Origin of the sequence: Mycobacterium sp. E1715, from assembly GCF_001667625.1 — a bacterium.
GTDB lineage: Bacteria > Actinomycetota > Actinomycetes > Mycobacteriales > Mycobacteriaceae > Mycobacterium.
In genome coordinates this window covers 1-10056 of sequence record NZ_LZJJ01000531.1, presented here as the reverse complement: position 1 = coordinate 10056, position 10056 = coordinate 1, and the positions used below count along the sequence as shown (strand labels likewise).

At 66.6% G+C, this 10056-nt stretch carries 11 protein-coding genes and 1 pseudogene; 7 read left to right on the top strand and 5 right to left on the bottom strand.

Features of this window, described 5'->3' with window-relative positions:
• A pseudogene (locus A9X03_RS26075) lies at positions 1-247 on the top strand (acetyl-CoA carboxylase carboxyltransferase subunit); the annotation flags it as partial.
• Positions 248-320: 73 nt separating this feature from the next.
• On the opposite strand, the gene A9X03_RS26070 reads toward A9X03_RS26075, so the two are convergent.
• From A9X03_RS26070 to A9X03_RS26060, 3 genes are read right to left on the bottom strand one after another with little or no spacing between them, the layout of a single operon-like run.
• Positions 321-1364: a TIGR03857 family LLM class F420-dependent oxidoreductase gene (locus A9X03_RS26070; protein ID WP_197696149.1), complete on the bottom strand. Its 1044-nt coding sequence runs from the start codon at positions 1362-1364 to the stop codon at positions 321-323.
• Positions 1361-1741 (bottom strand): nuclear transport factor 2 family protein, encoded by a 381-nt coding sequence (locus A9X03_RS26065; protein ID WP_067760456.1) that lies wholly within the window; start codon positions 1739-1741, stop codon positions 1361-1363. The genes A9X03_RS26070 and A9X03_RS26065 overlap by 4 nt, the downstream gene beginning before the upstream one ends.
• Positions 1741-2859: a PHB depolymerase family esterase gene (locus tag A9X03_RS26060; RefSeq protein WP_067760454.1), complete on the bottom strand. Its 1119-nt coding sequence runs from the start codon at positions 2857-2859 to the stop codon at positions 1741-1743. The genes A9X03_RS26065 and A9X03_RS26060 overlap by 1 nt, the downstream gene beginning before the upstream one ends.
• A gap of 149 nt (positions 2860-3008) precedes the next feature.
• On the opposite strand from A9X03_RS26060, the gene A9X03_RS26055 reads away from it, so the two are divergent.
• From A9X03_RS26055 to A9X03_RS26035, 5 genes are all read left to right on the top strand, one after another.
• Positions 3009-4001 carry a Rieske 2Fe-2S domain-containing protein gene (locus A9X03_RS26055; protein ID WP_068263708.1) on the top strand — a complete coding sequence of 331 codons (993 nt, stop codon included), beginning with the start codon at positions 3009-3011 and terminating at the stop codon, positions 3999-4001.
• On the top strand, positions 3998-4618 hold the full coding sequence (locus tag A9X03_RS26050) for a cysteine hydrolase (RefSeq protein ID WP_068263705.1): 621 nt from the start codon (positions 3998-4000) through the stop codon (positions 4616-4618). Before A9X03_RS26055 ends, A9X03_RS26050 begins: the two co-directional genes overlap by 4 nt.
• A complete protein-coding gene (locus A9X03_RS26045) occupies positions 4615-5235 on the top strand; it encodes a PaaI family thioesterase (RefSeq protein ID WP_068263714.1) in 621 nt (206 codons plus the stop codon). The genes A9X03_RS26050 and A9X03_RS26045 overlap by 4 nt, the downstream gene beginning before the upstream one ends.
• A gap of 8 nt (positions 5236-5243) precedes the next feature.
• Positions 5244-6896 (top strand): acyl-CoA synthetase, encoded by a 1653-nt coding sequence (locus A9X03_RS26040; protein ID WP_068263702.1) that lies wholly within the window; start codon positions 5244-5246, stop codon positions 6894-6896.
• Positions 6897-7043: 147 nt separating this feature from the next.
• Positions 7044-7502: a cupin domain-containing protein gene (locus A9X03_RS26035; protein WP_067760446.1), complete on the top strand. Its 459-nt coding sequence runs from the start codon at positions 7044-7046 to the stop codon at positions 7500-7502.
• A 30-nt stretch (positions 7503-7532) separates the two neighbouring features.
• On the opposite strand, the gene A9X03_RS26030 is transcribed toward A9X03_RS26035, so the two are convergent.
• Both A9X03_RS26030 and A9X03_RS26025 read right to left on the bottom strand, forming a co-directional pair.
• A complete protein-coding gene (locus A9X03_RS26030) occupies positions 7533-7823 on the bottom strand; it encodes a putative quinol monooxygenase (RefSeq protein ID WP_067760444.1) in 291 nt (96 codons plus the stop codon).
• A complete protein-coding gene (locus A9X03_RS26025) occupies positions 7820-8737 on the bottom strand; it encodes an alpha/beta fold hydrolase (RefSeq protein ID WP_068263699.1) in 918 nt (305 codons plus the stop codon). The genes A9X03_RS26030 and A9X03_RS26025 overlap by 4 nt, the downstream gene beginning before the upstream one ends.
• Positions 8738-9060: 323 nt before the next feature.
• On the opposite strand from A9X03_RS26025, the gene A9X03_RS26020 reads away from it, so the two are divergent.
• On the top strand, positions 9061-10047 hold the full coding sequence (locus tag A9X03_RS26020; protein WP_067760441.1) for a helix-turn-helix domain-containing protein: 987 nt from the start codon (positions 9061-9063) through the stop codon (positions 10045-10047).
• Positions 10048-10056 lie beyond the last annotated feature (9 nt).

Below are 10056 nucleotides of genomic sequence, written 5' to 3'. Positions count from 1 at the left end.
CGGGGCGACCATGGGCGCGATGAGCGCGGCCGCGCTGGGCCGGGCGACCCATGCCGGCGAGGACATCACCGCGAAGCTGCGTGACGCCGAGTTGCAGGCGTCGTATCGCTCGGCCGAACATCTGGGATTCGACGAACTCATCGATCCCCGCGAGACCCGTGATGCCCTACTCGGTGCACTGCTTCGCGGGCTGTCCAGCCGACAGGCCGCGGCGGAGCCGGTCAGCCGGACCGTCATCCTGCCCTGAGGTTCTGTCGCGAGCGTGCGTGTTGGTACGGCGACACGCCGCAATCGGCGTACAACTGCGCACCCTCGCGGAGCTAATCCACCGCCCGGTACGCGCTGACGACCGGCTCGAGCTCCTCCGGCGTGGCGCCGTGCATGATCACCGCGTCGGCCCCGTAGTCGAATTCCTTGCGAACACGGTCCGCGCATTGCCGGGCCGAACCGGTGGCCGACGGCTCCAGCCATTCGTCCGGGATCAGCGTCGCGATGTGCTCGATCTGCTCGGCCGTGGCCTTGTGGTCGATCCCGCCCGCGATCGACGTCACCACGGGGTCTTCCCGGAAGCGTTGCAGCACAGCCGGATCCCACTCGTTCGTCCGCACCATCAGGTCGCCGTAGCCCTGCAGATAGGTGGCCAGACGCGCGACAGTCTTCTTGAGCCGCAGCTCCTCGGGCAGGTGATCACCCACCGTGGCGAAGCACGACCACACCCGCACGCTGTCCGGATCGCGGCCGGCCTTCTCCGCCGCGGACTTGACGGTCTCGACGCAGCGTTGCAGCGTCTCGGGCGTGAAGTAGGTGTGCAGGATGACGTCGTCGAACACCCGGCCCCCGAGGTCGAGGGTGTTGGGCCCGAAAGCCACCAGCGCCAACCGGATGTCCTCGTTGAAGTCAGGGTCGAGGAACAGGATCGGGTACTTGCCCATCGGTCCGTCGTGGTTGAAGATCAGTTCGCCATGCCACAGGCGGCGCATGACCTGGGCCCAGTCCTCCATCTGCGCGGTCGTGACCGCCGGTATGCCGAAGGCCCCATAGATCGCCGCGATGCCCCGGCCGATCCCCAGCGTGAAGCGCCCGCCGGAGAGCCGGTGCATGGTGGTGGCCCACGACCCGGTGATCAGCGGGTGGCGGGTGTTGTGATTGGTTGCCGCGGTGGCGATCTGCATCCGGGTCGTCACGGCGCACGCGGCCCCCGTCAGGGATGACGCCTCTTTGACGTTCCAGCGTTCGGAGATGAACGCGGTGCCGAAGCCGAGCTCCTCGCCGCGGCGGGCCTCGTCGATCAGCGTCGCCGGCCCCTCTCCGCCGGCACCCGCCAGCAGGTAGTAGCCCAACTCATCGAGAGTGCGCTCATTCAACTCCAAACTCCTTGCTGGTAGCCGCAATTCCAGACCTCGGTGATCTTTCCGTCGACGACGCGGAACACCTCGATGCTGGCGACGTTGGTTATGGTGCCGTCCTTGGTAGTCATCGACGAGTCGTAGACGATGGCCACGTGCTGGCCGTCGTCGCCGGCGGCGACGACGTTCAGATCGAAGCGCAACGTGTCGAACATCGCCCAGACGTCCCTCACCCGGCTGACCGCCTGTTCGCGGGTGAGTGTGTGCGCCTCACCCACCCCGTGCCGAATCACCTTGTCGGCGAACAGTTCTTCGGCCAGGGTCAGGTTCTGCTCGTTCCAGACGACCAGGTTGTAGAGCTCGACCACCTCACGTGCCGAGCGCGGAGCCCCCATCAGCCGGCCACCTCGCGCAGGAACCCCTCGGTCACCTTCTGCACCCGCCGGGAGAAGATGTGCCCGACGTGGCTGCCGTCATACCAGTACAGCCGGCCACCCCAGCGCTCCTGCAATTCGACCGTGGGATCGCGCATCGCCATCCGGTCGTGCCACGCGCCGACGATGAGCCGGCGATGCGGCGGCGGTGCCGGATCCACCCGCAACGGGTCGATCACCGAGGTCAGCTTCGCCACCTCCGGAGAGGCCAGCAGGTCGCGGAATTCGTCCCGCGACGACCCCCAGCGCCCCAAGTGCCGCGCGATCATCGCGTTCAGCCCCAGGATCGGCGTATACAGCGCCACCGCGTCGACCTGCCTCTCCAGGTGCGACACCAGCGCCGCGACCGGAGTGCCCATCGAAACACCGGCCACCACAACGGCGCTCGCCTGCGGTTGTGCCCAGCGCACCAGCGCTCGGATCTCCGACACCGAGCGCATCATGCCGGCGACGTTGCCCAGGGGGTCCATGTCGGGGTACGCGGGCCATTCCCGGCGCCGGCAGCCGTGACCGGGCTGCACCGGCAATGCGACGTTGAAACCCAATTGGCGATGTATCCGGCCGATGCGGGTCAACAGCAGGTCTTCCGTGCCACCCTGACCGGCGCCGTGCACCCAGATGAGCCACGGTCTTGGGCCATCAGCGTGCCGGCACAGGTGCACCACCGCCCTGGCCGGCCCGCCCAGGCCTTCGGCCTGCAACGTTGGCGGCAACGCCGGATCGTGCTCGAACGCCAGCCGCTCGTAGGCCAAATTACCGACGCGTCGCCGCCGCACGGAGGTTGCGCGCAGCGGCACCGGTTCCCCGTGCGCACGGTCGATGCCCAGGGCCGACAACTCCTCGGCCGCCGCCGTGCAGCCGGACAGCGGCCGCATCGCCGCCGGGCCGCCGCCGAGTAGTGAAAAGCCGCTCAGCACAAGCTCGTCCAACATGACCTCGCCGAACTGCCGCACGCCTCGCGGCGACACCGGAGCCCAGCCGGTCGATTCGTTCAGGCCGGCCACCGTCCGGGGTAGCAGCATGCCGAGCTCGCGGGTCGCCTCCTTGGCGAGCCCCAGTCCGCGCGTCACCTTCGACATGGCGTGCGGTCGGAGACGCCGGCGCCGATGACGACGACGTCGACCCGGATGTCAGCCGCTTCAGTCACTTCACTCCTTGCCGTGCACGGACCGGACTGCTGAAATCTATACTGTAACGGACTTAGTATCAGGCAATCGGAGGCTGCAGCGTGAAAGTCCCCTTCACCTGGAAGGTCACCGGGTGGTTCATGGTCGGGTGGTCCCCCGAGTTCCCCGTCGGCGAGGTGCGGCCGCTGAAGTACTTCGGAGAGGACCTGGTCGCCTACCGCGACGAATCCGGCGAGCTGCATGTCCTCGAAGGGCACTGCAAACACCTCGGCGCCCACATCGGCCACGGCGGCAAGGTGCTCGGCGACTGCGTCGAGTGTCCCTTCCACGGCTGGCGCTGGGGTCCGGACGGCACCAACCGGTACATCCCCTACCAACCTGACCGCCCCAACCGCGCGCTGCGGCTGCGGGTGTACCCGGTGTGCGAGCAACACGACTGCGTGTTCATCTGGCACCAGCCCGACGGCAAGGAGCCGCAGTGGGAGATGCCGGACATCTTCGGAAAATTTCCGCAGTTCGAGACCGACACGGCGGCCTACTACCGCGCGTATCCGGAGTTCTCCCGGCGCACCGAGCGCGAACCGGTGCATCCGCAGATCGTCGCGGAGAACGCCCCCGACAGCGCCCATTTCGAATACGTGCACCACGCCACGGTGACCCCGAGGGTGCTGGACTGGAAGATCGTGGATCACGAGTGGCAGTTCGTGGCCGGGTGGCCCGACGCGCGCAGCGACGACCCCGACGACCTGGCGCTGCGGTTCCACAGCCACCTGTTCGGCCTGGGCGGGGCGATCAGCGTCTTCGAGGGGGCGCAGAACCATCGGCTGATCTTCACCTGCACGCCGGTCGACGACGAGTGTTCGGACCTGTTCTACTCGATCTGGTGGCCACGGGTCCCCGGCGACACCGCCGACGTACCGCAGGGCAAGCTGCGCGACATCATCGAAAAGCAGTTCCTGTCCACCGTGTTCGACGATCTGCAGATCTGGCGCTACCAGAAGTACGTGGAGAACCCGGCGTTGTCCAAGGCCGACGCGAAAGGGTATATGGCACTGCGGAAATGGGCCAAACAGTTCTACGAAGTGCCGGCATGACACCGAAACTCGCCGACATCGCGGCGCCCGAGCGCACCGCGATCGTCACACAGGAGTGCCAGGGGGCGGTCATCGGCCCCGACGCCGATTTGGCGATGCTGGCGCAGGAGGCACGCCGGGTCGCGCTGCCCAATATCGTCCGGCTGCTGCCGGCGGCCCGGGCGGCCGGGGTACGCGTCGTGCACTGCCTGGTGCAACGACGCCCCGACGGGCTGGGCTCCAACCACAACGCCAAGATTTTCGCCATGGGGCACGGCCAGGTCGACATCGCCCCGGGCACCCCGGGGGCGGCCGTGTTACCCGAATTAGGGCCGGAGCCAAGCGATCTGGTGCTCAGACGCTGGCACGGCGTCGGGCCGATGGGCGGCACCGACCTGGACGCGATAATGCGGAATCTCGGGGTGTCGACCATCGTCGTCGTCGGGGTGTCGCTGAACATCGCCATCCCCAACGTCGTGATGGACGCGGTCAATGCCGCCTATCGCGTCATCGTTCCCCGGGACGCCGTCGCCGGCATACCCACCGAATACGGAGAGGCCATCATCGCCAACACACTGTCGCTGCTCGCGACCATCACCACCATCGACGAGTTGCTCAGCGTGTGGACGCGGCGATGACCGACACCGCACCCGGGGTTCGCGGCGGATTCCCCGACATCAAGCCGGCCGAACACGCGCCCCCCGGGCTGGGCCGATTCGTCGCCGCGACGCGCCGCCTGCAGGATCTGACCCTCGCCAGCAACCCGGACGCCGCGGCATGGACCGCCGCGGCCCGGCTCGTCGAAGATGCCTGTGCCCTGCTGGACGGCCACCAGGTGCCCGAAGGCATCGCGCCGGCGGGCCGCGTCATCGAACTGCCAGGCCTCGGCCACCCGCTCCTGCCACCCTGGACGATCTCAGAATCCGGTCCGGATGGCGTCACGATGGCGGGCCACTTCACCCGCGCGCATGTCGGCGGAAACAACGCCGTGCACGGCGGCATGATCCCGCTGTTCTACGACTGGCTGTTCGGGATGGTGGTCTCCACCGCCGGCACTCCCCCCACCCGGACCGCGTACCTGCATGTCGACTACCGAAACATCACGCCGATCGACGAGCCGCTGAGCGCCCACGGCAGCATCACCGACATCGAGGGCAGGAAGATCTTCATCTCCGCTACGATGACGGCCGCTGATGGCACGCTGCTCACCGAGGCCAACGGCCTAATGGTCCGCCTCCTCCCCCACCAGCCATGAGAGGCCTGATGTCCGACACAGCAACACAATTCACCGTCCCCGCCGTCGCGGCGGCCGTTGCGGCCGCGATTCCCGACCGGGAGCTGCTGATTCAGGGTGAACGGCGGTACAGCTATTCACAGGTGATCGAGCGGTCCCACCGCCTCGCCGCTTACCTGCATTCCCGCGGGCTCGGGTGCCACACCGAACGCGCCGGCCTGCCGGGCCACGAGACCGGCCAGGACCTCCTCGGCATCTACGCCTACAACGGAAACGAATTCGTCGAGGCGCTGCTGGGCTCCTTCCAGGCCAGAGTCGCCCCGTTCAACGTCAACTTCCGATACGTCAAGAGCGAGCTGCAGTATCTGTTGGCGGATTCGGGGGCGACCGCGCTGATCTACCATGCCGCGTTCGCGCCACGGGTGGCCGAAATCCTGCCGGACCTCCCGCAGCTGCGGGTTCTGATTCAGATCGCCGACGACTCCGGCAACGACTTGATTTACGGCGCAGTGGATTACGAGAGCGCCCTCGCGTCCTGCGCACCCGAACCGCCACCGGTGCAGCATTCACCGGACGACCTCTACGTCCTGTACACCGGCGGGACGACGGGAATGCCCAAGGGCGTGCTGTGGCGCCAGCACGACATCTTCATGACCTCTTTCGGCGGCCGCAACCTGATGACCGGCGAGCCGTTCGGGTCCGTCGAGGAGATCGCGGCCGGCGTGCTGGCGGGCCCCGGCACCAAGTTGATGATCCTGCCCCCGCTGATGCACGGCGCGGCCCAGTGGAGCGTGATGACGGCCATCACCACCGGGCAGTCTGTCGTCTTCCCCTCGGTCGTCGATCGTCTCGACGCCGACGACGTGGTCCGCACCATCGAGCGCGAGCGCGTGAGCGTGGTGACGGTGGTCGGTGACGCGATGGCCCGCCCGTTGGTCGCCGCCATCGAGAAGGGGATCGCCGACGTGTCGTCGCTGGCCGTGGTGGCCAATGGGGGCGCGTTGCTCACCCCGTTCGTCAAGCAACGGTTGATCGAAGTCCTGCCGAACGCCATCGTGGTCGACGGTGTCGGGTCCTCCGAAACCGGCGCGCAGATGCACCACATGTCCACTTCCGGGGCGGTGTCTACGGGCACTTTCAACGCCGGACCGGACACGTTCGTGGCGGCCGAGGATTTGGCCACCATCCTGGCGCCCGGCCACGACGGCATGGGCTGGCTGGCGCAACGCGGTTACGTCCCACTGGGCTACAAGGGCGATGCCGCCAAGACCGCCAAGACATTTCCGGTCATCGACGGAGTGCGATACGCGATTCCCGGCGACCGGGCCCGTCACCAAGCCGATGGCAAGATCGAGCTGCTGGGCCGCGATTCGGTGACGATCAACTCCGGCGGCGAGAAGATCTTCGTCGAGGAGGTCGAGACCGCGATCGCGTCGCACACCGCGGTGGCCGACGTGGTCGTCGCCGGACGGCCCAGCGAGCGGTGGGGGCAGGAGGTCGTCGCCGTCGTCGCGCTGGCCGAGGGCGCTCATGCGAACGCCGAGGAGTTGGTCGCCCACGCCGGGCAATCGCTGGCCCGCTACAAGCTGCCCAAGGCGATCGTGTTCCGGGCGGCAATCGAGCGCAGCCCGTCGGGCAAGGCGGATTACCGGTGGGCGCGCGAGCAGGCGGTGAACGGCTGACAGCGAAGGTCGACCGCCGCTTGGCGCCGTCCGTCGCGGTCTCCACCGCAAATGCGTTGACAATGACCTGATTTGATCGCTGATTGTCTCGAATTCGTCCCGGGCGGAGCGATTGTTGAACCGCTCCGGAGGTCTACGCTCGACTGCATGACCGGCCCCGACGGTTTTCATCCCGACTTCACCCCCAATGCCCAGCAGCATGTACCGCGCAATCGCGTCCGCCACGTCAAGTCAACCGAACTTGATGGCACCACAGCGCAGACGGACGGCATGCAGCGCTTCGCCGCGTTGAGTGGATCCACGGTGGGTAGCGAGAAGCTGTGGATGGGAGAAACCTTGGCGTCGCCGGGCAGCGCCTCGGCCAACCACCACCACGGTGATTCCGAGACGATGATCTACGTCCGCAGCGGCCATCCGGAGTTTGTGTTCTTCGACGGGGAGCGCGAGGTTCGGGTCCGGACCGATCCCGGCGATTACGTCTTCGTACCCCCACATCTGCCCCACCGTGAGGAGAACCCCGATCCAAACACGCCGGCGGAGTTGGTCATTGCCCGCAGCAGCCAGGAGGCGATCGTCGTCAATCTGCCGGCGCTGTATGCGCTGTAGCGGTCTCCACCCGCGCTCGCGGCCCAGGGCTCAGCGCGGGATCTCGGTGTAGTGGTGTTCCTCGTAATCGGACTTCAAGTATCCGTTGACGGTGTCGTTGAAGTCGATCCAATGTGACGTCTTGCCATGGGCGTTAAGGCTCTCTTGCGAGGCCCAATGTTCGACGAGGACGTAGCTGTAAGGATCATGGGCGTTGCGCCACAGTTGATACAGGCTGCAGCCGTCTTCCTTATTGGACTCGACCACCATGTGGTTCAACAGCTTCAGAAACTCGGCTTCGTGCGCTTGCGCCACGTCGAAGAAGACATTCAAGATGATCATGCCGCGCGTCCCTTCGTACCGCCGGTTGTCTCGATGAATTCGCGCAGGCACGACAGGAGCGTCTCGGGTTGTTCCTCGGCGATCCAGTGTCCCGAATCTTGGATTGGCCGGACCGTGACGTTGTCGGCGACCTCCGAGAGCATGGCCTCGGCGATCGGTACGAAGAAGCTCGCGGTCCCGCCGAGTCCGAGAACTGGCAGCGTGAGCTTGCCCTGCTCCGCCAGAATGCGTCGGTTGTCGGACGCGTCCTGCTCGAAGGCGCGGAACAGTTCAAGGCCCGCACGCATGGCTCCGGGGGCCGTGTAGTCAGCCACGTACCGCTGCGCGTCCGATATCGAGATTGCGTCGGGATTGGCGCTCAGGCGCTGGTAGAACGAACGTAGATAAGGGAATTCGCTGCCAGCGATCAGAGTCTCGGCGACGTTGTCGGCCGCGCCGTGCAGGTGAAAGTGCCAGAGTCTATTTGAGCTGTAGTTGGTGGTGGCCACGCTCTCATACGCATTGGTCCCCGGGATCGGCGCCTCCATGAGCACAAGACGTTCGACGTCGGTCGAGTACAGGCAGGCGTAGGCGTAGGCGACCATCAGCCCGAGGTCATGGCCTACCAAGGTGATGGGCTGCTGCACACCGAGATGGTCGAGCAGGGCCTTGATGTCGCCTGCCATGGTTTGTTTGTCGTAACCGCCGGCGGGCTTGGATGACCCCCCGGCGCCTCGGTAGTCGGGAGCGACGACAAACCAGCCGTCCTCGTGCAAGGGCCCCATGACATGGCGCCATTCCCACCAGGTTTGGGGCCAGCCGTGCAGCAGCACCAAGGCCCGATCGTCGCCACCGTGACTCGGCGGGGTGCCCACGGTCACGTAATGGATCCGGACATCCGCGTGGTCGAACATGTTGTGGTTGAACGTGGGCATCGCTGTCCCCCTCCACGGTAGAAGGCTGCTACGGAGGCCTTCCGGACTCTTGAAGGCGATGGTAGAAGCGCTCGCGTTTGGTTAATCGCTCCTGGCTGGAATCGATCGGTGATTGACCAGTTCTCCTCGACGGCACGCCGAACCCCATCGGGCCACGGGCTCCGAGGAGCGGCATTCCGTGTTAGCGGAATGCCGGGGACACCGCGGCGGGCGACGCGTGCGACGGCGCCTGGCCCGACGCTTGGCGGCCTCGCGGGTCCGGTTTTAGGATTGCGATCACGCAACGGGAGCGCTCACCTGCCAGGTGAAAGGAAGTCTTCCCCATGGCCATCGTCCTCGATACCGACGCCGTCGACCCGGTGGAACGCTCCGATTACATGCATTGGGCCATGGGCGCGGCCATGGTGTCCGTCGAGTGGCATTGGGTGGAAGACGGCCCGGGCGCGACCGCTCATGGGCTGGTCACTCCGCTCGGTGACCTGACCGTCTGTGTCGGAGAGACGACCGCCAACAGGGTGGTCCGGACACCAGCGCTGGCGCGCGATGGCGCCGAGCCCACGGTCTTCGTCAATCTGCAGCTCGCCGGTACCGCGATGGTGGTGCAGGAGGACAGGGAGGCGGTTCTGCACCCCGGTGCGATGGCGCTGTACGACTCCAGCGCCCCCTACACACTGCTCAACGCCGAGGGCATGGGCGGGGAGTTCTTCCAGATCCCCCACTCCGCGCTCGCTTTGCCGACTGAACTGATCCGCAAAGCGTGCGCCGTGCCGCTTATCCCTGAGCATCCGCTGGCCACGTTGACCTTCGATCACCTCCGGCGTGTGGCCGCCGATCCGAGCCTGTTCACCGCGGTCAACGGCGATCTCGTCGCGCACCCGAGCATCGAACTGCTTCGCGCGGTGATCACGACCCAGTTGGGCTATGCAGAGCGCGCGGCCGAACCCCTCGCCAACACGCTGGTCGTCCGGATTCTGGACTACGTGTCTCGACATCTGCGTGATCCGGAGCTCAACGCCGAACGCATCGCCGCGGCACACTTCGTCTCGGTGCGGCATCTGTACAAAACGTGCGCCGACGCCAACATCAGCCTGGCCGAGTACATCCGTACCCGGCGGTTGGAAGCCGCGCGCCACGAGCTGGGCCGGAGCGACGCGACGGTGACCATCGCCAGTGTCGCGCGCCGGCACGGATTCTCCGACATGTCGAGTTTCAGCCGCGCCTTCCGCGCCGCATACGGACTGTCCCCGCGGGACCCTTACTGCGGTGTGGCAGAAGAAAACTCCGTCTCAGCGCCGGCACGCAGGCGGTGACCGCGCCAG

What these genes read in the sequence shown, in the direction of transcription:
- A9X03_RS26065 (WP_067760456.1), bottom strand. Translation starts at nt 1,741, where the DNA reads ATGGGGGCTCCGCGCTCGGCACGTGAGGTGGTCGAGCTCTACAACCTG.
- A9X03_RS26060 (WP_067760454.1), bottom strand. Translation starts at nt 2,859, where the DNA reads ATGTCGAAGGTGACGCGCGGACTGGGGCTCGCCAAGGAGGCGACCCGC.
- A9X03_RS26050 (WP_068263705.1), top strand. Translation starts at nt 3,998, where the DNA reads ATGACACCGAAACTCGCCGACATCGCGGCGCCCGAGCGCACCGCGATC.
- A9X03_RS26045 (WP_068263714.1), top strand. Translation starts at nt 4,615, where the DNA reads ATGACCGACACCGCACCCGGGGTTCGCGGCGGATTCCCCGACATCAAG.
- A9X03_RS26040 (WP_068263702.1), top strand. Translation starts at nt 5,244, where the DNA reads ATGTCCGACACAGCAACACAATTCACCGTCCCCGCCGTCGCGGCGGCC.
- A9X03_RS26035 (WP_067760446.1), top strand. Translation starts at nt 7,044, where the DNA reads ATGACCGGCCCCGACGGTTTTCATCCCGACTTCACCCCCAATGCCCAG.
- A9X03_RS26030 (WP_067760444.1), bottom strand. Translation starts at nt 7,823, where the DNA reads ATGATCATCTTGAATGTCTTCTTCGACGTGGCGCAAGCGCACGAAGCC.
- A9X03_RS26025 (WP_068263699.1), bottom strand. Translation starts at nt 8,737, where the DNA reads ATGCCCACGTTCAACCACAACATGTTCGACCACGCGGATGTCCGGATC.
- A9X03_RS26020 (WP_067760441.1), top strand. Translation starts at nt 9,061, where the DNA reads ATGGCCATCGTCCTCGATACCGACGCCGTCGACCCGGTGGAACGCTCC.